Source organism: Variovorax sp. LjRoot175, assembly GCF_964253805.1.
Classification (GTDB): Bacteria; Pseudomonadota; Gammaproteobacteria; order Burkholderiales; family Burkholderiaceae_C; genus Variovorax.
In genome coordinates this window covers 103,139-124,849 of record NZ_CAXURY020000002.1, presented here as the reverse complement: position 1 = coordinate 124,849, position 21,711 = coordinate 103,139, and the positions used below count along the sequence as shown (strand labels likewise).

General features: G+C 66.8%; 20 protein-coding genes. 15 read left to right on the top strand and 5 right to left on the bottom strand.

Annotated features, from left to right (window positions below; translation table 11 throughout):
• Window positions 1-8: 8 nt before the first annotated feature.
• The 3 genes from ACSQ89_RS30485 to ACSQ89_RS30475 are packed head-to-tail and all read right to left on the bottom strand — an operon-like array spanning window position 9 to window position 3,603.
• On the bottom strand, window positions 9-1,616 hold the full coding sequence (locus ACSQ89_RS30485; protein ID WP_436296755.1) for an acyl-CoA carboxylase subunit beta: 1,608 nt from the start codon (window positions 1,614-1,616) through the stop codon (window positions 9-11).
• Complete coding sequence (locus tag ACSQ89_RS30480) at window positions 1,613-2,119, bottom strand: biotin/lipoyl-containing protein (RefSeq protein WP_436296754.1); 507 nt, start codon at window positions 2,117-2,119, stop codon at window positions 1,613-1,615. The genes ACSQ89_RS30485 and ACSQ89_RS30480 overlap by 4 nt, the downstream gene beginning before the upstream one ends.
• A complete protein-coding gene (locus ACSQ89_RS30475; protein ID WP_436296753.1) occupies window positions 2,119-3,603 on the bottom strand; it encodes an acetyl-CoA carboxylase biotin carboxylase subunit in 1,485 nt (494 codons plus the stop codon). The genes ACSQ89_RS30480 and ACSQ89_RS30475 overlap by 1 nt, the downstream gene beginning before the upstream one ends.
• Before the next feature lie 196 nt (window positions 3,604-3,799).
• Between ACSQ89_RS30475 and ACSQ89_RS30470 the strand changes: the two genes are divergently transcribed.
• The 14 genes from ACSQ89_RS30470 to ACSQ89_RS30405 are packed head-to-tail and all read left to right on the top strand — an operon-like array spanning window position 3,800 to window position 17,450.
• Window positions 3,800-5,011, top strand: coding sequence for an acyl-CoA dehydrogenase family protein (locus tag ACSQ89_RS30470; protein ID WP_436296752.1), 1,212 nt, complete (start codon window positions 3,800-3,802; stop codon window positions 5,009-5,011).
• A 5-nt stretch (window positions 5,012-5,016) separates the two neighbouring features.
• The gene (locus tag ACSQ89_RS30465) at window positions 5,017-5,931 is read left to right on the top strand and encodes an SDR family oxidoreductase (RefSeq protein WP_436296751.1); all 915 of its coding nucleotides are present in this window, start codon (window positions 5,017-5,019) and stop codon (window positions 5,929-5,931) included.
• Entirely contained in the window at window positions 5,924-6,853 is a 930-nt protein-coding gene (locus ACSQ89_RS30460) for a 3-keto-5-aminohexanoate cleavage protein (protein ID WP_436296750.1), read from the top strand. The genes ACSQ89_RS30465 and ACSQ89_RS30460 overlap by 8 nt, the downstream gene beginning before the upstream one ends.
• 8 nt (window positions 6,854-6,861) lie before the next feature.
• Entirely contained in the window at window positions 6,862-8,043 is a 1,182-nt protein-coding gene (locus tag ACSQ89_RS30455; RefSeq protein ID WP_436296749.1) for a lipid-transfer protein, read from the top strand.
• 9 nt (window positions 8,044-8,052) lie between these two features.
• On the top strand, window positions 8,053-8,502 hold the full coding sequence (locus ACSQ89_RS30450) for a MaoC family dehydratase N-terminal domain-containing protein (RefSeq protein WP_436296748.1): 450 nt from the start codon (window positions 8,053-8,055) through the stop codon (window positions 8,500-8,502).
• 1 nt (window position 8,503) lies between these two features.
• On the top strand, window positions 8,504-8,935 hold the full coding sequence (locus tag ACSQ89_RS30445; RefSeq protein WP_436296747.1) for a MaoC/PaaZ C-terminal domain-containing protein: 432 nt from the start codon (window positions 8,504-8,506) through the stop codon (window positions 8,933-8,935).
• Window positions 8,932-9,768, top strand: coding sequence for an SDR family NAD(P)-dependent oxidoreductase (locus ACSQ89_RS30440; RefSeq protein WP_436296746.1), 837 nt, complete (start codon window positions 8,932-8,934; stop codon window positions 9,766-9,768). Before ACSQ89_RS30445 ends, ACSQ89_RS30440 begins: the two co-directional genes overlap by 4 nt.
• Before the next feature lie 10 nt (window positions 9,769-9,778).
• The gene (locus tag ACSQ89_RS30435) at window positions 9,779-10,567 is read left to right on the top strand and encodes an ABC transporter ATP-binding protein (RefSeq protein ID WP_436296745.1); all 789 of its coding nucleotides are present in this window, start codon (window positions 9,779-9,781) and stop codon (window positions 10,565-10,567) included.
• Entirely contained in the window at window positions 10,564-12,549 is a 1,986-nt protein-coding gene (locus tag ACSQ89_RS30430) for an AMP-dependent synthetase/ligase (protein ID WP_436296744.1), read from the top strand. The genes ACSQ89_RS30435 and ACSQ89_RS30430 overlap by 4 nt, the downstream gene beginning before the upstream one ends.
• Window positions 12,549-13,430, top strand: a complete 882-nt coding sequence (locus ACSQ89_RS30425) for a branched-chain amino acid ABC transporter permease (protein WP_436296743.1) — start codon at window positions 12,549-12,551, stop codon at window positions 13,428-13,430. Before ACSQ89_RS30430 ends, ACSQ89_RS30425 begins: the two co-directional genes overlap by 1 nt.
• Window position 13,431: 1 nt before the next feature.
• Window positions 13,432-14,484, top strand: a complete 1,053-nt coding sequence (locus ACSQ89_RS30420; RefSeq protein WP_436296742.1) for a branched-chain amino acid ABC transporter permease — start codon at window positions 13,432-13,434, stop codon at window positions 14,482-14,484.
• Between the two features lie 59 nt (window positions 14,485-14,543).
• The gene (locus ACSQ89_RS30415; protein WP_436296741.1) at window positions 14,544-15,779 is read left to right on the top strand and encodes an ABC transporter substrate-binding protein; all 1,236 of its coding nucleotides are present in this window, start codon (window positions 14,544-14,546) and stop codon (window positions 15,777-15,779) included.
• Between the two features lie 5 nt (window positions 15,780-15,784).
• Entirely contained in the window at window positions 15,785-16,639 is an 855-nt protein-coding gene (locus ACSQ89_RS30410) for an ABC transporter ATP-binding protein (protein ID WP_436297262.1), read from the top strand.
• A 31-nt stretch (window positions 16,640-16,670) separates the two neighbouring features.
• A complete protein-coding gene (locus ACSQ89_RS30405; RefSeq protein ID WP_436296740.1) occupies window positions 16,671-17,450 on the top strand; it encodes an enoyl-CoA hydratase/isomerase family protein in 780 nt (259 codons plus the stop codon).
• A gap of 42 nt (window positions 17,451-17,492) precedes the next feature.
• On the opposite strand, the gene ACSQ89_RS30400 is transcribed toward ACSQ89_RS30405, so the two are convergent.
• Both ACSQ89_RS30400 and ACSQ89_RS30395 read right to left on the bottom strand, forming a co-directional pair.
• Entirely contained in the window at window positions 17,493-19,007 is a 1,515-nt protein-coding gene (locus ACSQ89_RS30400; RefSeq protein WP_436296739.1) for an AMP-binding protein, read from the bottom strand.
• Window positions 19,007-19,831 (bottom strand): SDR family oxidoreductase, encoded by an 825-nt coding sequence (locus ACSQ89_RS30395; protein WP_436296738.1) that lies wholly within the window; start codon window positions 19,829-19,831, stop codon window positions 19,007-19,009. Before ACSQ89_RS30395 ends, ACSQ89_RS30400 begins: the two co-directional genes overlap by 1 nt.
• 155 nt (window positions 19,832-19,986) lie before the next feature.
• On the opposite strand from ACSQ89_RS30395, the gene ACSQ89_RS30390 reads away from it, so the two are divergent.
• Window positions 19,987-21,618 carry a long-chain fatty acid--CoA ligase gene (locus tag ACSQ89_RS30390; protein ID WP_436296737.1) on the top strand — a complete coding sequence of 544 codons (1,632 nt, stop codon included), beginning with the start codon at window positions 19,987-19,989 and terminating at the stop codon, window positions 21,616-21,618.
• Window positions 21,619-21,711 lie beyond the last annotated feature (93 nt).

Genomic DNA, 21,711 nt, shown 5'->3' with positions numbered 1-21,711 from the left:
CATCGGCCTCAAATGCGGAACACGCCGTAGCTGGGCGGCGCGATCGGTTGGTTCAGCGCCGCCGAGATCGCGATACCCAGTGCGTTGCGCGTGTCGACCGGGTCGAGGATGCCGTCGTCCCAGATCTTCGAGGTGGAATAGAGCGCGCTCGACTGGCGGCGGTAGTCCTCCAGCACCGGGTCGCGGATGGCCGCGACTTCCTCGAGGCTCAGGTTCGCGCCCGTGCGAGCCAGCTGCCGCAACTTCACGTCGGCCAGCACGTTGGCCGCCTGCTCGGCCCCCATCACCGAGATCTGGCTCTGTGGCCACATGAACAGGAAGCGTGGATCGAAGGCCCGGCCCGACATGCCGTAGTTGCCCGCGCCGAAGGAGCCGTTGCAGATCACGGTGAACTTGGGCACCTCGGAGCCCGCCACCGCCATGATCATCTTGGCGCCGTCCTTGGTGATGCCGCGGCGCTCGTAGTCGCGCCCGACCATAAAGCCGGTGATGTTCTGCAGGAAGATCAGCGGCGTGCGGTTCTGATTGCACAGCTCGATGAAGTGCGTGCCCTTTTGCGCGCTCTCGTTGAACAGCACGCCGTTGTTGGCCAGGATGCCGACCTTGTATCCCCACAGGTTCGCGAAGCCGCACAGCAGCGTGGGCGCGTAGGCCGGCTGGTACTCGTGGAAGCGGCTGCCGTCGACCATGCGCGCGATGATCTCGCGCATGTCGAACTGCACCTTGATGTCGCGCGGGATGATGCCGTACAGCTCCTGCGGGTCGTAGAGGGGGGCCTCGGGCTCCTGCCATTGCACGTCGGCCTTGACCGGGCGCTTCCATTGCGCGACCACATCGCGCGCGATGGCGATGGCTTCGTATTCGTTGCTGGCCGGATAGTCGGCGGTCCCCGAGATCCGCGTGTGCACGTCGCAGCCGCCTAGCTCGTCGGCGCTGACTTCTTCGCCCGTGGCCGCCTTCACCAGCGGCGGGCCGCCGAGGAAGATGGCGCCGTTGCCGCGCACGATGACGCTGTAGTCCGACAGCGCCGGCACGTAGGCGCCGCCGGCCGTGCAATGGCCTAGCACGATGGAGACCTGCGGCACGCCCATCTTCGAGAGGATGGATTGGTTGCGGAAGATGCGCCCGGCGTTGTGGCGGTCCGGAAAGAGATCGGCCTGCAGCGGCAGGAAGCCGCCGGCGCTGTCGCACAGGTGGACCATCGGCAGCCGGCTCTCGACCGCGATGTCGGTGGCGCGCACGATCTTCTTGACCGACAGCGGGTACCAGGCGCCGCCTTTGACGCTGGCGTCCGATGCGTTCACCATCACCTCGCGCCCGCTGACGACGCCGATGCCGGTGACCACGCCGGCGCCCGGCACCTCGCCGTCGTAGTCCGCGTTGGCGGCGAGGGTGGAGAGTTCCAGGAAGGGCGTTCCGGGGTCGAGCAACTGCTGCAGCCGCTCGCGCACGAAGAGTTTGTTCTGCCGGGCCAGGCGCTCCATGTCACGCTCCGGGCGGACGTGGCGCACGCTGGCCTGTTGCTGCCGCAGCCCTTCCACCAGCGCCAGATTGTGCTGGCGGTTGGCCTGGAAGTCGGCAGAGCGCGTGTTGAGTGCAGAGTCGATGCGTTTCATGGCGCTGCTGTTCCTCGCTCCAGTGTCACCAGCGGAGCGTCACGTTCAAAGGTCTGGCCCAGGCCGACGTGCAGGGCCTGGACGACGCCATCGCAACTGGCGTTGATCGTCGTTTCCATCTTCATGCTCTCGATCACGAGCAGTGCCTGTCCGCGCTGCACGACTTCGCCTTGCTGTACGGCGACGGAGATCACCGAGCCGGGCATCGGCGCGCGCGCGACGGCCTCGCCTTCGTCGACCGTCTGGTCGGCGAAGCGCGCCAGGCTGTGCGAGTAGTGCAGCAGGTAGGTGTCGCCGTCGAGGTGGATGTGGACGTCGTCGCCGCGCCGTGCGACGAACACTCGGTGGCTGTCGTCGTGCAAGATCAGTTCGTGCGCATGGTCGCCGCGCGGCGACATGGCCACGGCCAGACTCCCATCGCCGACGTGCAGCCGGTAGGTGGTGCCCGCGCGCGCGAGCCAGACTTCGTGTTCGGCGCCGAGCAGGTGGAATGCATGGGCCATCAATTCCTCCAGGCGCCGATGGCGGCATGCAAGGTGGGCACGGCATCGGCCGCGTCGCGCACGGGCCGCGAGGCCAGTGCTGCGACAGCCAGCAGCTTGTGCAGCTTGGCCGTGTCGAGTGCGGGCTCGGCGGCGACCTCCGGGTGTGCGTCGAGAAAGCCGGTGTGGATCTCGCCGGCTGCGAATGCGGGATGCGACAGCAGCCGCCGCAGGAAGCCGATGTTGGTCTTGCAGCCGAGCAGCACATAGTCGCGCAGGGCTTGCTGCGCACGTTCGATCGCTGCCGCGCGCGTCGCGCCGGAGACGATCAGCTTGGCCAGCATCGGGTCGAAGGCGGCCGTGACGTCCTGCCCGGCCGCGATGCCGGCGTCGATGCGCACACCAGGCCCGTCGGGCTCGTGCAACGCGAGGATCGCGCCGGTGGTCGGCAGGTAGCCGGCGGCGGGGTCTTCGGCATAGACGCGGAATTCGATTGCGTGGCCTTGGGGCCGCAGGTCGTCCTGCCCGAAGCCCAGCCGCTCTCCGGCCGCCACGCGGAGTTGCTGCTCGACCAGATCGAGACCCAGGAGTTCTTCGGTCACCGGATGCTCGACCTGCAGCCGCGTGTTCATCTCGAGGAAGTAGAAGACGCCGTCACCGTAGATGAACTCCACGGTGCCCGCGTTGCTGTACTTGGCGCTGCGCGCGATGCCGGCCGCTGTCGCGCAGATGTCGCGGCGCAGTTCGGGCGTCAGTGCCGGGGAGGGCGTCTCCTCCACGATCTTCTGGAAGCGCCGCTGGACCGAACATTCGCGCTCGAAGAGGTGGAGCACATTGCCGTGGCTGTCCCCGAGTACCTGGACCTCGATGTGGCGCGGGTTCTCGACGAAGCGCTCGACGTACAGGCGGCCGTCGCCGAAGTAGCGCTGGCCTTCGCTGCGCGCGCGTTCGATCTCCGGGGCCAGCAGCTTCGGATCGCGCACGATGCGCATGCCCTTGCCGCCGCCGCCGGCCGCCGGCTTGATGAGCAGGGGAAAACTCACCGCGCGGGCACGCTCGACGAAGCTGGCCGGGTCGTCGTCTTCGATGGCCGACGGCGCGACCGGAAAGCCGCTGCGCGCGACGAAGGCGCGGGCCGTGACCTTGTCGCCCATCAGGTCGATGACTTCCGGCGCGGGTCCCACAAACACCAGTCCGGCCGCCTGACAGGCGCGCGCGAAGCCGGCGTTCTCCGACAGGAAGCCGTAGCCGGGGTGGACGGCGCCTGCCCCCGACTGCCCGGCAGCCTCGATGATCTGCGCCCCGTCGAGGTAGGCGGCCACCGGCGTGCTGCCGTGGATCTCGACCGCCGCGTCGGCGTGGCGCACCGCGAGCGACGAGGCATCGACGGCGTGGTGGACCACCACCGCCTTGAGTCCCAGCCGCTGCACGCTGCGAACGATGCGAAGCGCGATCTCGCCCCGGTTGGCGATCAGTACCGAATCGAACGGCCAGTCTTTTTGCACTTGCACTCCATATTTGCGAGCCTTCGGCCCGTCGGATTTTCATTATTGAGTTCAACTCATTTAATCACATGATGGTTTTCCCCAGTCGAAGATGGCGCATGTGGTGGTAACTTTATGAGGCTGACTCAATTAACGCTTCGCAGTGGAAGCTTGTGAACAAGGCGCCGTCTTCGGCCGCCGACCGTCTGGAGTACCGATGTCCGAGAGTGTTTTGTCCGCAGCCCAACGCCCGATCGCACAGGTCTTCAGTGGCCTGTCCGACGACGAGGTGGAAATGCTGTCGCAGGCCGACCGCTTCGCCAAGGCCGAGCTCTACCCGCTGGCACAGCGCATGGACGACGAGGAATGGTGGCCGGCCGAGGCGTTCGTGAAAATCGGTGCCAACGGCTACTTCGGCATCACCGCGCCGGAAGCGCTGGGTGGTGCCGGGCTGAGTCTGTTCACGAGCGGCCTCGTCCTGCAGGCCTTTGCGCGCTGGAACCACGCGCTGGCCCTGAGCTGGGTGGCGCACGAGAACCTGTGCCTGCACAACGTGCTGCGCAACGCCGACGAGCAGCAGAAGGCGCGCTACGTGCCCGGCATGTGCAGCGGTCAGCGGGTCGGTGCCCTCGGGCTGACCGAGCCGGGCGCGGGCTCCGACGCGCTGGGCTCGATGCGCACGACGGCGGTGCGCGACGGCGACGACTACGTGCTCAACGGCACGAAGATCTTCATCACCAACGGGCCGGTCGCCGACGTGCTGTTGGTGTATGCCAAGACCGACAGATCGCTGGGCTCGCGTGGTATCTCGGCCTTCCTGGTCGACAAGGACGCGCCGGGCTTCCGCGTGGCGCAGAAGCTCGAAAAGATGGGCTTTCGCGGCAGCCAGACCGGCGAGCTGGTGTTCGACAACTGCCGCGTGCCGGCCGTCAACCGCATCGGCGAGGAGAACACCGGCGTCAAGGTGGTGATGAGCGGGCTTGACCTCGAGCGCGCCATGATCGCGCCGCTGTGCCTGGGCATCGCCGAGCGCGCGCTGGAGCTGAGCATCGAGTACGCGCGCACGCGCCAGCAGTTCGGCCAGTCGATCGGCAACTTCCAGATGATCCAGGACAAGCTGGCGAAGATGTACGTCGGGGTGGAGGCCATGCGGCTGTTCACCTACCAAACCCTGCGGGCGGTCAGTGCGCTGCACGGTGGCGACGCGGGCCGCGGCGAGATTCACAAGCTGACGGCCGCCTCCGTCATGTTCGCCGCCAACACCATGAATGCGGTGCTCGACGAAGCCGTGCAGGTGCATGGCGGCTATGGCTACATCTGGGAATCCGAGATCAATCGGCTCTATAGGTCAATCAAGCTGCTGGAGATCGGCGCCGGTACGACCGAAGTGCGCAAGCTGATCATCAGCGGCGAACTGCTGCGCGGGTGACGGCCATGAGCGCGAGCATCTCCACGCCGTCGGCTTCAAGCGCGAACTCGATCGCGGCATCGATGGCTGAATCGCTCTGGGCAGAGCCGACGGTCTATCACGCGAGCCTGTTCGAGGGCCGCAGCGTGCTCGTGTCGGGCGGCGGCAGCGGCATCGGCCGCGCCATCGCGCTGCTGTTCGCGCGGCTCGGCGCGCAGGTGATCGTCTCCGGGCGCACGCAGGAAAAGCTCGACCAGGTGACCGCCTTCGCGAAGGAGAAGGGTGCGCGCATGCTGCCCATCGCGGCCAATGTGCGCGACCCGCAGCAGGTGGAAGCGCTGTTCGCGCGCATTGCCTCGGAGTGCGGCACTTTGACGGCGGTGGTCAACAACGCCGGCGGACAGTACCCGCAGCCGGCGATCGACTTCTCGGCCAAGGGTTGGAACGCGGTGATCGACACCAACCTCAACGGTACCTGGCACATGATGCAGGCGGCCGCGCGCCACTGGCGCGACGCCGCGGCGCCCGGCGCGATCGTCAACGTGGTGGCCGTCGTCGAGCGCGGCATCCCGGGTATCGCGCATTCGATCGCGGCGCGTGCCGGCGTGATCGGCGCCACGCGCACGGTGGCCGTCGAATGGGCGCCGCTGGGCGTGCGCGTCAACTGCCTCGCGCCGGGGCTGACGGCCAGCGAAGGGCTGGAGGTCTATCCGCCCGAGGCGCGCCGCGAATTCCATCGCGCCAATCCGCTGCGCCGACCGGGCAGCCTGCGCGAGATCGCCGAGTCGGCCGTGTTCCTCGCGAGTCCGGCCGCCAGCTTCATGACCGGCGAGGTCATGACCGTCGACGGAGGCGGGCGCCTGTGGGGCGAACTCTGGACCGCCGGTCGCCCCGACCACTTCAGCGAATCACCTCCATCCGAAGGAAGTATGCATGCCTGAACGCAAAGTCATCATCACCTGTGCCGTCACGGGTTCGATCCACACGCCCTCGATGTCGCCGCACCTGCCGGTGACGGCCGAGGAGATCGCCGAGGCGGCCATCGGCGCCGCCGAGGCTGGAGCGGCCATCGTGCACCTGCATGCGCGCAAGCCCGCCGACGGCCGGCCCGACCAGTCGCCCGGAGCCTTCGAGTCTTTCTTGCACGAGATCAAGCGCCGCTCCAACGTGGTTGTGAACCTGACCACAGGCGGCTCGCCCTTCATGTCGGTGGAGGAGCGCATTCGCCCGGCCGCCGTCTGGAAGCCCGAGGTAGCGAGCCTGAACATGGGCTCGATGAATTTCGGCCTGTTTCCGATGCTCAAGCGCTTCAAGGACTTCAAGCACGCCTGGGAGTCGGAGATGCTGGAGAACTCGCGCGACCTGGTGTTCCGCAACTCCTTCAAGGACATCGGCTACGCGCTGCGCACGCTCAACGAGACCGGTACGCGCTACGAGTTCGAGTGCTACGACACCAGCCATCTCTACAACCTGCACCACTTCTGGCAGGAGGGCCTGGTGCAGGCGCCGCTGTTCATCCAGACCGTGTTCGGGCTGCTGGGCGGCATCGGTGCGCATCCCGAGGACGTGCAGCACATGAAACGCACGGCCGACCGGCTGTTCGGCGACAACTACCGCTGGTCGGTGCTCGGCGCCGGTCGCAGCCAGATGCCGCTGGTGGCGATGGGCGCGGCGCAAGGCGGCAACGTGCGCGTTGGCCTGGAGGACTCGCTGTGGGCCGGCAAGGGGCGGCTCGCCGAGTCGAATGCGCAGCAGGTGCGCCAGGCGTGCGCCATCGTCGAGGGCCTGGGCCTCGAGGTCGCGACGCCCGACGAGGCGCGCGCGATCCTCGCGCTCAAGGGCGCGGACAAGGTCTCTTTTTGAGGACAGAGATGAAGCAAGTACTGGTCGCAGGGGTCGGCATGATCCCGTTCAAGAAGCCGGGCGACAGCCTGCCGTACCACGAGATGGGTGCGCAGGCAGCACGCCAGGCCCTCGCCGATGCGGGGCTGCACTACGACGAGGTGCAGCAGGCCTATGCCGGCTACGTGTACGGCGACTCGACCAGCGGCCAGCGCGCGCTGTACGAGGTCGGCATGAGCGGCATTCCGGTCGTCAACGTCAACAACAACTGCTCGACCGGTTCGACGGCGCTGTTCCTGGCCCGCCAGGCGGTGGCCAGCGGCGCGGTGGACTGCGCGATCGCCGTCGGCTTCGAGCAGATGCAGCCCGGCGCCCTGGCCATGCACTGGCAGGACCGCCCCAATGCCTTCGAGAATTTCGATGCGCTGTGCGACAGCCTGACGGACGGCGTGAAGCTGCCGTTGGCGCTGCGCTACTTCGGCGGTGCCGGCCGCGAGCACATGGCGAAATACGGCACGACGCTCGAGACCTTCGCGAAGATCCGCGCCAAGGCCAGCCGCCATGCGGCGCGCAATCCGCTCGCGCTGTTCCGAAAGGAGGTCACGCCCGAGGAGGTGCTGGCCTCGCCGGTGCTGTGGGAGGGCGTGCTGACGCGGCTCATGGCCTGTCCGCCGACCTGTGGCGGGGCTGCGGCCATTCTGGTCTCGAAGGAATTCGCGGCGCGCAAGGGACTGACGCCGCGCGTGCAGATCCTCGGCCAGGCGATGACGACGGACCGCGCGAACAGCTTCGACTCGCGCTCGATGATCGACCTCGTCGGCTTCCATCTCAGCGAGGATGCCGCCGCCAAGGTCTACGAGGAAGCCGGTATCGGCCCGAAGGAGGTCGACGTCTGCGAGCTGCACGACTGCTTCGCGCAGAACGAGCTGCTCAGCTACGAGGCGCTGGGCTTCTGCCCGGTCGGCGAGGGAGCCCGATTCGTCGACGAGGCGCGCAACACCTATGGCGGCGACGTGGTCGTCAACCCATCGGGCGGCCTGCTGTCCAAGGGCCATCCGCTGGGCGCCACGGGCCTGGCGCAGTGCTACGAGCTGACGCGCCAGTTGCGCGGCACGGCCGAAGGCACGCAGGTGGCGCGCGCGCGCTTCGCGTTGCAGCACAACCTGGGCCTCGGCGGCGCTGCCGTGGTCACCATGTACGGCCAGGCCTAGGAGTCGCGCATGCTGGATCGCACACACATCGGCCGCTCGCTGCGGCGCGTGACGCGCACGGTGGAGGCCGGGCAACTGCGCTTCTTCCTGAATGTCATCGGCGACAAGGACAAGGCGTTCGCGGCCAAGGAAGCGGGGCAGGCGCTGCAGGTGCCGCCGACCTACCTGTTCTGCCTGGAAATGATCGACGGCCCCGAACCGCTCGACTGGCTGACGGACCTGGGCGTCAACCTGCTGCACATCCTGCACGGGCAGCAGCGCTTCGACTACCACGCGCCGGCCTTCGCGGGCGACGTGCTGAGCTTCGACGCTTCCATCGAGGACATCCAGGAGAAGAAGGGCGGGGCGCTGCAGTTCATCTTCAAGAAGACCGAGGTCCGCAACCAGAGCGATGCGCGCATTGCCACGCTGTCCTCGACCGTGATCTACCGTGATCCTGCCTACGCGAAGGGCAAATGACATGAGCCGTCCATCGACTCCTTCCTTCGAGGTCGGCGCCGCATTGCCGGAACTCGTCGTCCCGCCGCTGACGCGGGCGACGCTGGCGCTCTACGCGGGCGCTTCTGGCGATCACGTGCCGCTGCACATCGACACCGACGCAGCCCGCAAGGCCGGCGCGCCCGACGTCTTCGGTCACGGCATGCTGAGCGCCGCCTGGCTCGGCCGCCTGCTGACGAACTGGGTCGAGCAGGACCGCATCCGCAGCATCGAGCTGCGCTTCGTCGGCATCTTCCAACTCTACAACGAGGCCCATTGCAGCGGCCGCGTGGTCGAGCAGATCACGCTGGACGGCGGCGAGCGCGCCGTGCGGGTCGAGATCCACCTGAACAACCAGTATGGCGAGGCCAAGGTGCTTGGCGAAGCCGTCGTATCGATCGGAGAACTTCAATGACAACGGGAAATCTCAACGGCAAGGTCGCGCTGGTCAGCGGCTCGGGCCGCGGCATCGGCCGTGCGCTGGCGCTGAAGCTGGCGGCCGAGGGCGCGCGGCTGGTCGTCAACGACCTGGACCGCGATGTCGCGGAGCAGGCGGCGCAGGAGATCAAGGCCGCCGGCGGCGAGGCTGTCGCGTGCTGGGGCAACGTGACCGCGCCGGACTTCGCCGACCGCTTCATCAAGTCAGCGGTCGATACCTACCAGGGCCTGGACATCATCGTCAACAACGCCGGCTACACCTGGGACAACGTGATCCAGAAGATGACCGACGAGCAGTGGTACGCCATGCTCGACTGCCACCTGACGGCACCGTTCCGCATCCTGCGCGCCGCACATCCGGCGATCCGCTCGCTGGTCAAGGCCGATGCGGAGGCCGGTGTGCAGAACTACCGCAAGGTGGTCAACATCTCGTCCATCGCAGGGCTCGGCGGCAATGCCGGCCAGGCCAACTACGCGGCGGCAAAGGCCGGCGTGACGGGACTGACCAAGGCGCTGTCCAAGGAGTGGGGCCGTCTGCGCGTGAACGTGAACACGGTGGCCTTCGGGCTGATCCATACGCGCCTGACCGAGGCCACGGCCGACGCCAATGCGCAGATCGACATCGAGGGACGCGAGATCAAGGTCGGCGTGAACCCGGACCTGATGAAGGCGATGGAAGTGCAGATCCCGCTGGGCCGCGGCGGCACGCCCGAGGAGGCGGCCGGTGCGGTCTACCTGTTCTGCACGCCCGAGTCCAACTACATCTCCGGCCAGACCATCGTCTGCGGCGGTGGCTTCACGCTGTCGTAGGCGACGCGCGATGAACAGCACCCAGCAGGCGGCCGGCAACGTCATCGACGTGCGCGACGTCACCCTGCGCTTCGGCGGTGTGACCGCGCTCGAGAAGCTTTCGATCGAGGTGCACGCCGACGAGCTTGTGGCGCTGATCGGTCCGAACGGCGCCGGGAAGAGTTCCTTCCTCAACGTGCTGTCGGGCTTCTACCGACCGCAGGTCGGCAGCGTGCGCTACAAGGGCGCCGACATCGGCGGCTGGCCGGTGCACCGCGTGGCGGTGGCGGGCATGGCGCGCACTTTCCAGGGCACGCACCTGCTCGGGCGCATGAGCGTGATCGACAACATCATGGTCGGCCGGTTCGCGCACATGAACAGCAGCCTGCTGCAGGCCTTCGCCTATTTTCCGTTCGCGCACCGCGAAGAGGTCTGCCACCGCGAGAAGGCCGAGGAGATCATCGACTTCCTCGAGATCGAGCACATCCGCCACCAGCCGGTCGGCACGCTCGGCTACGGCATGCGCAAGCGCGTCGACCTTGGCCGCGCGCTGGCGACCGAGCCGCAGGTACTGTTGCTCGACGAGCCGATGGCCGGCATGAACGCCGAGGAGAAGGAAGATCTCGCGCGCTTCATCCTCGACGTGCGCGAATTCAAGAAGATTCCCGTGGTGCTCGTCGAGCACGACATGGGCGTGGTGATGGACATCGCCGACCGCGTGGTGGTGCTGAATTTCGGCCGCAAGATCGCCGAGGGCACACCCGCCGAGGTGCAAAACGACCCGGCGGTGATCTCCGCCTACTTGGGAGCCAAGGCATGAAGCCGCAGACCGTGCCGCAATGGCTGCTGTACAACAGCCGGGAACGCGCCGAGCTCGTCGGCCACCGCTACAAGCAGCGTGGCATCTGGGCCGAGTACAGCTGGCGCCGGATCTACGAGAAGGTGCAAGGCACGGCCTTCGGCCTGCTGACGCTGGGCATCGAGCGCGGGCAGACCGTGATGGTTATCGGCGAGAACCGTCCCGAGATCTACTGGGTCGAGTGGGCCGCGATGGCGATCGGCGCGAAGACCGTGACGCTGTACCCGGACTCGTCCGAGGACGAATTGCGCTACGTCGCGGACGATGCGGAGGTGGTGGCCATCTTCGCCGAGGACCAGGAGCAGGTCGACAAGTCGCTCTCGGCACTGGCGCGCTGCCCGCGGGTGCGCACGATCTTCTATTGTGAGCCGGGCGGCCTTTGGGACTACCGGCAGCCGGCGCTGCAGAGCCTGGACGCCGTGACCGAAGGCGGCCAGTCGCTGGCGCGCGAATTCCCGCAGCGCATCGAGCAGGAGATCGAGCGCGGGCAGACCGACGACATCGCGCTGCTCGCCTACACCTCGGGCACGACCGGCCACCCCAAGGGCGTGATCACGACGCACCGGGCACTGCTCGACTGCGCCGAGCGGTTGCGGCGGGCGCTGGAGATCCGGCCCCACAGTGAGTACCTGTCGTACATCCCGCTCTCGTGGGTGCCTGAGCAGTGGTTCGGCGTGACGTTGGGCATGTCGCTGCCGATGCGGGTCAGCTTCGCCGAACGGCCGGACCAGGTACAGGAAGCGATCCGCGAGCTGGCCGTCGACGTGATCGTGCTCGGTCCGCGCCAGTGGGAGAACCTGGCCTCGGGCGTATTCAGCCGCATGATCGATGCAGGGTGGCTGCGGCGGAAGTGGGTCGACTGGGCCCTGAGCGCCGGCAAGAAGGTGAACCTGGCGCGCATCGAAGGCCGCGAGTCGACGCCGATGGCGCGGCTGGCCAACGTCGTCGCGGAATGGAGCGTGCTGCGTGGGCTGCGCGACCAGCTGGGCCTCAAGCGCGTCAGGGTTGCGATCACCGGCGGCGCGGCGATGTCGCCCGACGTGGTGCGCCTGTTCGCAGGCATGGGGATCGCGCTGCGGAACATCTACGCCTGCAGCGAGTTCGGCCTCGTGTCGGCACACACCGGCGCGCAGTACGATCCCGAAACGATCGGGCGGCCTCTGACCGAACCCACCGAGTGGGGCGAAGCGCTGCAATGGCGCATCTCCGACGCGGGCGAACTGCAGTTGCGCGGCGGCGCGGGCTTCACCGGCTACTGGAGGCGGCCCGAGAAGACGGCCGAGAAGTTGGACGGCGACTGGTACCGCACGGGTGACGCGGTGGGCCGCTCGCCCGCCTCGGAGCTGATCTACTACGACCGCATCGAGCACATGAGCGAGCTGCGCTCGGGGGCCAAGTACCCGAAGCAGTTCATCGAGGTGCGCTTGCGCTTCTCGCCCTACATCAAGGAGGTGCTGGTCATCGGCGGCCCGCAGCACGACTTCGTGGTCGCGCTGGTCAACATCGACGAGGTGGTGTTCTCCCGCTGGGCCGAGCAGCGCAACATCGGCTTCACGACCTTCACTGACCTGTCGCAACGGCCGGAGATCGTCGAGCAGGTGGCTGCGGAGATCCGCGCCGTCAACGCCAAGCTGGAACCGGCGGCCCGCGTGTTGCGCTTCTCGAACCTCCCCAAGGAGCTCGATGCAGACGAGGGCGAGCTGACGCGCACGCGCAAGCTCAAGCGCGAGTTCATCGAGGAGCGCTACCGCGACGTGATCGAGGCGCTGTACGCCGGAATTTCACAGCTCGACGTCGCGATCCCCGTGCGCTACCAGGACGGTCGCAGCGGCACGCTGCGCGCCGCGATGCGGCTCGGCACCGCCAGCCCGCCGGCGCAGGACGCCCCCGTTCGGCCGCCGGCCCCGACCTTGTCGACCCTCGAGGCTCAAGAGGTGCAATGATGGAATTTCTCAACTACGTCCTCAACGGCGTGCTGATCGGGCAGCTCTATGCGCTGCTGGCGCTCGGCTTCGTCGTCATCTACCGGGCCAGCAAGGTCTTCAATTTCGCGCAGGGCGAGCTGATGCTGGTAGGCGCGTTCACCGTGTGGACGCTCACCATGGCCAGCGGGCTGCCGACGGTGGTGGCGCTGCCGCTGGCCTTCGTCGCCGCGCTGGCCTACGGCGTCATCATCGAGCGCCTTTTCTTCTCGCGACTGATCGGCGAGTCGGTGTTCTCGATGGTGATGGTCACGATCGGCCTCGTGATCCTGATCCGCGGGTTGATCCTCGTGATCTGGGGGCCGATGGACCGGCAGTTCCCGGCGCTGCTGCCGGCAGCGCCCATCATCGTCGGCGACCTGATCCTGCCGACCTCGCTCACGATTGGCGCCGTGCTGACCGTGGTCCTGGCGGCGGGGCTGTGGTGGTTTTTCAACCGCTCGCGCTTCGGCCTCACGCTCACGGCGGTGGCCGAGGATCCGGCCACCGCGATCTCACTGGGCATCTCGGTCAAGCGCGCCACCACGCTGGCCTGGATGATGGGTGCGGCGATCTCCACGCTCGGCGCCATCGTCTACCTCAACGGCCGCTCGCTGACGCTGGTGTCCGCCGAGATCGGGCTGGCGGCGCTGCCGGTGGCGCTGTTCGCGGGCCTCGAGTCGATCTTCGGCCTGCTGCTGGCGGGCGCGGTGATGGGCATCCTGCAGTCGCTGGTGAGCGCCTATGTGGACCCGGCGGTCGGCGGCTCCGCATCGACCATCGTGCCCTACGTCTTCATGCTGTTCATGCTTTTCGTACGTCCGACCGGCCTTTTCGGATGGCGCGCGATCGAAAGGGTCTGAAATGGATGCCTCCGGTGTTTACTTCACAAGCTACGGCGGCGACCGTTCGCTGATCCGCACCCGACCGCAGTGGGTGGCTCTTGCATTGTTCGTGTTGGCCCTGGTGGTGCTGCCCTGGGTAGCGCCCGAGCGTTGGATCAGCATGGGCTACACGATCTTCATCACCGCGGTGGCGGTAATCGGCCTGCAGATCTGCACCGGCTATGCCGGGCAGATCAACATCGGGCAGTCGGCCTTCATGGGGGTCGGCGCCTATGCCTGCGCGGTCGCAGTGGCGCACTGGTCCTTTCCGGTGCCGCTGGCGCTCGTCTTCGGCGGCGTGGCGGCGGCCATCTTCGGTTCGCTGTTCGGACTCTCCGCGGCGCGCATCAAGGGCTTCTACCTGGCCTTGACGACCATCGCCGCGCAGGCACTGTTCCATTTCTTCGCGCTCAACCTGCCGCGTAACTGGTTCGGCGGGCCGGGCGGCGTGCACCTGGAGGGCGCGACGGCCTTCGGCATCAATCTGGCCAACGACACGGCGATCTACTACTTCGCGCTGATCGTGCTGGTGATCATGACCTTCGGTGCCTTCGGCATCGTGCGCTCCCGCCACGGCCGCGCTTTCGAGGCCGTGCGCGACGACGATGTCGCGGCCGGGATGATGGGCATCAACGTCATGATGACGAAGATGCGCGCCTTCCTCGTCGGCGCGTTCTATGCCGGCATCGCGGGCGGGCTGTGGGCAATCGCGCTGAGGCACGTGTCGGTCGAGCAGTTCACGCTGTTCAGCTCGATCTGGCTGATCTCCATGATGATCGTCGGCGGCCTCGGCTCCATCGTCGGCGCGTTGATCGGCACCGTGCTGATCCAGTTGGCGCGCGAAGGCGTCGCGAGCCTCGGCTCGTCGCTGTCGCAGACCTTCCCGATCGTCGGGCAGGACATCGTCTTCGCCAGCATGAACGTGCTGCTCGGAACGGTGGTGATCCTGTTCCTGCTGTTCGAGCCCAAGGGATTGATGCACCGTGTGAACACGACGAAGCAGGCCTGGCGGCGTTGGCCTTTCCCTTATTGACGGCGGATTTTTCCCTGCGCGACGGCGCCCCTGTTAGCCCACTACACCGGAGACACATCATGAGACTCACCGCATCCATCCGATACGCTGCGGCGCTCGCCACGGCCGCGCTGGCCTGCTCGATCGCACCGCGCATGGCCCATGCGCAGACGACCTACGTTGTGCCCTCGCTGTCCGACTTTTCAGGGCCGTTCTCGACGGTCATGCCTTCCATCGGCGGCGGCCGCGAGGCGGTCATCAACTGGTGGAACGCGGAAGTCGGCGCCAAGCAGGGCATCAAGCTGCAGATGAAGGCTTACGACACGCGCTTCGAAACCGCGCAGACGGCAAGCCTGTGGCCCGGCATCCTGGCCGAGAAGCCGTTGGTCGGCTTCGCGCTCGGGGGGCCCGACACCGCGGCGCTGCAGCAGCGTCTGCCCAATGACAAGGTGGTGATGTTCAGCGCCTCGGCCAGCAACGGCTTCGCGTGGCGGCCCAACCAGTGGATTCTGTCGCTGAGGCCCACCTTCGTTCATGAGTTCGTGGGCTTCATCGACTGGTACCAGAAGACCAAGGCGGAAGGCAAGCGCCCGATCAAGGTGGCATTGGTCACCTCCGAGTCGTCGCCGAGCTATGTCGATGTGGCCAAGGGCGTGACCGCGTTCGCGAAGGCGAATCCGAAGGTGGTCGAGTTGGTCGAGGTGGTGTTCGCCGAAGCGCAGCCGGCCGACCTGACGCTGCAGATGCGGCGCGTGACCAATTCGGGCGCCGAAGTCATCCTCGCGCCGGCATCGATCCAGCAGGCGATCGCCATCAAGCGCGCGCTGCAGGCGCTCAACAAGAAGGTGCCGGTGGCCTTCGCGATGCACAACGCGCCGGGCTTCATCGCCAAGCCGATGGGCGGCATCGGCTCGATGGAAGGAGACTTCGAAACCCAGGGCGGCGCCCTGGCCACGGACGACGACACCGAAGTCAAGCGCTTCTACGACATGCTGGCGGCGAAGTACGGCCTCAAGGCACCGTGGAACGGCATCACGATCGGCGGTATCGCGCAGGCGCTGCTGCTGGTGCGCGCGGTCGAGGCGGGCGCGAAGAAGTACGGGCCCGACAAGCTGACCGGCGAGCTGATCCACAAGACGCTGCTGGAGACCACCTTCACGAGCGCCAGCCTGTTCGGGTACTCGAGCGATATCAAGTACGACATTTCCGCGCCGTTCCCGGTGCAGAACCCGAAGGTGAACATCGGCGTCGTCAAGGACGGCAAGCTGATGCCGGCAGTCCTGGGCTATTCAGTCCCGAAGATGGACCTCTGGTGAACGACATGGACGCGGCGGTGATGGAGCGGCCCGCGGCGACCGTGGCGCAGGAGGCTGCGCACAGCGAACTGCTCGCGATCGAGAACCTCGAGGTGCTCTACGCCAAGGTGATCCTTGCGCTCAAGGGTGTGAACCTGCGCGTGGAGGAGGGCCGCTGCACGGTCCTGCTGGGGCCGAACGGCGCCGGCAAGAGCACGACGCTCAAGGCCATCTCGGGCATCCTGTCGATCGACGACGGCGCGGTGTCGGCCGGCAGCATCCGCTTCGGCGGCCAGGCCATCACCGGCCTGGCTGCGCTGGACACGGTGGCTCGCGGACTGATTCACGTCGTCGAGGGGCGCAAGGTGCTGCGCCACCTGAACGTGGAACAGAACCTGGTCATCGGCGGCCATCTGCTGCCCGGCATGGCGAGCGTGCGCGAGCGACTGGAATTCGTCTACGCGACGATCCCCCGGCTCGCCGAACTTCGCGACCGCACCTCCGGCTACCTTTCGGGCGGCGAGCAGCAGCAGCTCTTGATCGGGCGCGCGATGATGGGCAAGCCGCGGCTGATGCTGATCGACGAGCCATCGCTGGGTCTGGCGCCGAAGATGATCGAGGAGATCTTCGCGCTGCTCGCCAAGCTCAAGACCCAGGGGCTGTCGCTGCTCATCGTCGAGCAGAACGCGCAGGCTGCCTTGGGACTGGCCGACCATGGCTACGTCATGGAAGGCGGTCGCGTGGTGCTCGAAGCGCCGGCCGAACAGCTGCGCGCGAACGAGGACATCCGGGAGTTCTATCTCGGGGTCAGCGTCGCGGGCGAGCGCAAGAACTATCGCGCGACCAAGCACTATCGTCGCCGAAAACGGTGGCTCGGTTGATGCGCATTGGCCTTCTTTCAAGGGATCTTTCATGAGCGAACCCGTCATCCTGCAGCGCGAGGGCGCCGTCGCCCGCCTGCGCTTCAACCGCCCCGCGCAACTCAATGCGGTGAACGTGCCGATGGCCCGCGCCTTCCTCGCCTGCTGCCAGGCGATCGCGGCGTCCCCGGACATCCGCGCCGTCGTGCTCAGCGGGGAGGGCGATGTCTTCGGCGTCGGCGGTGACCTCAACGAACTCGCCGGTGACGATGCGGCCTCGGCGGTGCCGGGCCTCATCGGGCCGGTGCACGAGGCGGTCAAGCTGATGGCCAGGCTGGACGTGCCCTTCATCGCCCGCCTGCATGGCGTGGTCGCCGGCGGCAGCCTGAGCCTGGCCATGGCGTGCGACCTGGCGATCGCCGCCGAGGGCACGAAATTCAACCTGGCCTACGTAAACATCGGCGCCACCTGCGACGGGTCGGCCTCATGGTCGCTGCCGCGCGTCGCCGGGATGCGCAATGCGATGGCGATCGCGCTGCTCGGCGAAAGCTTCGATGCGGCCGAGGCCTGGCGCTATGGCCTTGTCAACAAGGTGGTGCCGCTGGCGGAGCTCGACGCCGGCGTGGACGCGGTGGCGCAGCGCCTGGCCGCCGGCCCGACATTGGCCATCGGTCGCATGAAGCGGCTCATCCGCGCTTCGTTGGAGAACGACCTACCGACGCAACTCGACCTGGAGCAAGAGGAATTCGTCGCCAATGCGCGAACGGAAGATTTCACAGGCGCGGTCGCGGCCTTCCTGCAGAAGCAGCGGCCGCGGTTCAACGGGCGGTGAGCCGATCACCGGTCCGCGTGAGGTCTACGCGGGCCGGGGGTGCTAACCGTGAAGCTTGCGAATCTGTTCGCGATCCGCCGATCCGTCCGGCCTTTTCGGCAGCGAATCCGCGAACACCACGAAACGGGGCCGCTTGTAACGCGCGATGCGGCTGGCGACGAAATCGGCGACTTCTTCCTGCGCGGGTGGCGGCGTGTGCGCGGCCACGCAGATCGCCTTGATCGACTCGCCCCACTGGGCATCCGGCACGCCGATCACGGCGACCTCCGCAATGCCGGCGTGCTGGCGGATCACGGCCTCGACTTCGGAGGGGTAGACGTTCTCACCCCCCGTCTTGATCAGTTCCTTGGCGGCCAGCCGGCCCGTGTACCAGAGGCGGCCATGCTCATCGATGCGACCGCTGTCGCCCGTGTGCAGCCAGCCGCCGCGCAGCAGACGCGCGTTGTCCTCCGGACGCTGCCAGTAGCCCAGGCAGGCCGACGGCCCGCGCACGACGATTTCGCCAGCCTCGCCGTCTGGCACAAGCCGGCCGTCGTCGCCTTCGATGCCAATCGCGCACAGCGCCAACGAAAATCCGGCGGTGCCGGGCGCATCGCGAAAACGCCCGAGTGTCGCCAGCCCCGACACCTCGGTCTGCCCGTAGCCGGCCCAGAAGGTGGCGTCAGGGCAGGCGACTTCAAAGCGGCGAATCGTCTCGGGCGAGTCGAGGCCGCACACATGCCGGAGGCTGCGCAGCCGCGAAGGCATGCCATCGCACGCGGAGAGCAGGCCGTCGAGCATGGGCGCGAATTCGCCGAGCACGGTGGCTCGGTGGCGCTCCACCAGCAAGGCTGCTTCCTGCGGTTCGTACTGGCGCGTCAGCACGCTGCCGCCACCGGCCAACTGGACGGCGAGCACCAGCGAGATGGCCGTCGAATGGAACAAGGGCAGGCAGCACAGATGAACGTCGTCAGCTCCGAGCTTCCATGCGCCTTGCAGTTGGATGGCGTTAGAAATCAGGTTGGCGTGCGAGAGCGTGGCCGCTTTGGGACGGCCGTCGGTCCAGGCGGTATGGATCAGCAGCAGCGGGGCGTCGGCAGACAGGGGCGTCGATGGGGGAGGGCCGTCGTCGATGTACAGATCGTCGAGGCATTGGAAGCCCTCGCGGCGAATTCCGATGGTGATCGGTTCCAGATCCGGGCCGGTGCGCGCAAGGGCGAGATCGAGCAAGGGCCAGAACTCATCCTCGGCCAGAACCGTCTTCGGCGTGTCGTTCTCCAGCACGGCCAGCACTTCGGCAGCGGACAGGCGCCAGTTGATCGCGGACACGATGGCGCCCAGCTGCGCCGCAGCGCCGAGCAACTCCACGTACTCGATCCGGTTCTTCGACAGGATGGCGACGCGATCGCCTTGCGCGACGCCGAGCCGGTGCAAACCGGCGGCCAATTGCTGGACGCGCCGCCAATGCGCCTGGTGCGTGACCGCGCCGTCCTGCTCGCGAAACGCGATGCCGTCGCCATGGACCGTGGCGTTGCGGCGCAATACGTCGGCCAGCGTGTAGTCGCTCGCGCGCTCCATCACACCTTCCTTGCCTGGGCCTCGGCCAGCCGGCCCGTGGCCTCGAGAACGGGCTTGACGCTTTCCAATGCGCCGCCGCCATCGCAGGGGATCACGGCGCCCGAGATGTAGCTGGCGTAGGGTGAAGCGAGGAACAGCGCCAGGTTGGCGATGTCGTCCAGCGTTCCAAGCCGCTTCAGCGGGACCATGCTCGTGGCCTGCGCGAGTTCCTCGTCGCTTTGCGCCATGAGGCGCTTGACGCCCTCGGTACCATCGATCGGGCCCGGCGAGATGGCGTTGATCCGAATCCCGTCTACGCCCCACTCGAGCGCGAGCACGCGGGTGAGCTGATCGACCCCGGCCTTTGCCGCACAGGCGTGCGACTGAAAGCGCATCGGGATCGTCGATTGGGGCGCCGTGATGTTGATGACCGAGGCGCCGGGCTTGCGTAGGTGCTCGTAAGCCTGTCGCATGACGTGAAAGGTACCGAGCAGATCGATGTCGACGACGGCCTTGAACCCGTTGGCCGACATATGTCGCGCCTGAGCGAAGAAATTGCCTGCGGCACCCGACACCATCACATCGACCGCGCCGAACTTCGCGACCGCTTCGGCCATGGCTTGTCCGACCGCCTCGAAATCGCGTACATCAGCGCAAAAGCCCGCCACGCGATGCCCGTGCCCGGTCAGTGCGGCGACGGCATGGTCGACGTTCTCGCGCCGGCGGCTCACCACGCTCACGTCCGCGCCCTGCCGGGCAAAGGCGTCGGCAATGCCGAAGTTGATCCCGGTGGTACCCCCGAAGACAATGACATGACGTCCTTTGAACTGCAGATCGATACGCATCGACACCTCATGTTTGGATCGAGCTTGATATTTTGAGTGAAGCTCAATTTCACGCCAATGTCGTTTTCCCTATGATTGTTCGTGCGCTTGGAAATTCATAATTGAGAGTAGCTCAAAGTAGATCAGAGATCGAGTCAAGAAGGGGCAAGAGCAGTATGAAATCGACCATGATGCCGGTGCAGCTCAGCACCAATCTGATCCTCGAGCGCGCCGGCACTTATTTCGGCGACCAGAGTGTGCTCGGCCGCTTACCCGACAAGTCCACCTACCGACGCAGCTATGCGGAGATCTACCGGCGTGCCCGTCAGCTCGCACAGGCCTTGCGGGACAAGGCCGGGATCGCGAGGGGCGAGGCTGTCGCCACGATGAGCTGGAACCATGCCTGGCACCTGGAGTGCTACTTTGGCATCCCGGCAGCCGGCGCCGTGCTGCACACGCTCAACCTGCGGCTGTCCCCCGAGGACATCGCCTACATCATGGAAGACGCCGGCGATCGCGTGCTCGTCATCGACGACGTGTTGTTGCCGATCTGGGAGCGTGTCCGGCCTTTGCTGAAGGATCCGCCGCGCGTCATCGTCGTGCCCTTTGGCGGCACGCCGCTGGCCGAGGGCGCGGAGAGCTACGAAGACTTCATCGCCGGCGACGCCGCCGGCTACCAGTATCCGGAGCAGGACGAGAACGAAGCCGTCGGCATGTGCTACACCTCCGGCACCACCGGGCGGCCCAAAGGCGTGGTGTATTCGCACCGCTCGATGGTGCTCCACGCCATCACCGGCTGCATTCCCGACCTGTTCTCGCTGTCGGCGCGCGACCGGGTGATGATGGTCACGCCCATGTTCCACGCCAACGCATGGGCGGTGCCCTTCTCGGCCATGATGGTCGGTGCGAACCAGATCCTGCCCGGCCCACACCTTGGCGGTGAAGACCTGCTCGACCTGATGGAAGAAGGGCAGGCCACCATGGCCCTTGGCGTGCCGACCATCTGGATGATGATTTACCAGGCGCTCGATCAGCCAACCCGTCAGCGCAACCTGGTCAAGGGCATGCGCATGCTGATCGGCGGCGCGGCGGTGCCGCAGTCGATGATCGCCAACTTTGAGCGATACGACATGCACATCGTGCAAGGTTGGGGCATGACCGAGACCTCGCCGATGGGCAGCTTCCCGATCATGAAGCCGGAGCATGCCCTGCTGCCGGAGGAGAAGCAACACGCCATCCGCGCGATGCAGGGTGTGGCTGCGCCCATGGTCGAGATGCGCATCGTCGATGAGGTTGATGGCGTGCAGCCATGGGACGGCAAGGCCGCCGGCGAGGTGCAAGTGCGCGGGCCATGGATCACGGGCAGCTACCACGCGACGCCCGATGACCCTGGCAAGTTCACCGCCGATGGCTGGCTGCGCACCGGCGATGTGGGCACCATCGACGCCCATGGCTACATGCACCTGGTTGACCGCAGCAAGGACCTCATCAAGTCGGGCGGCGAATGGATCAGTTCGGTCGACCTCGAAAATCTTGTGATGGGCCATCCTGGCGTGGCAGAAGCTGCGGTGGTGGCGATTCAGCATTCGAAGTGGGGCGAGCGTCCACTGGTGGTGGTCGTGAAGCGCCCGGGAGCGAAGGTCGATGCGGCGACGTTGCGCGAATTCCTGAGACCCAAACTCGCACGCTTTCAACTGCCGGATGACTTTGAGTGGGTCGATGCAATTCCCAAGACCGCGACGGGCAAGTTCCTGAAAACACGCATGCGCGAGATGTACCGCGACCGCGTGTCGGTGTCGCCGAGCTGACGCTTCGGGGGATCACGCCCGCCGTCGCGCCAGCGCGACCACTGGGGCCGGCTGTGGGTATCGAGTTTGGCCCAGAGCAGAAAGTCGTTGCCA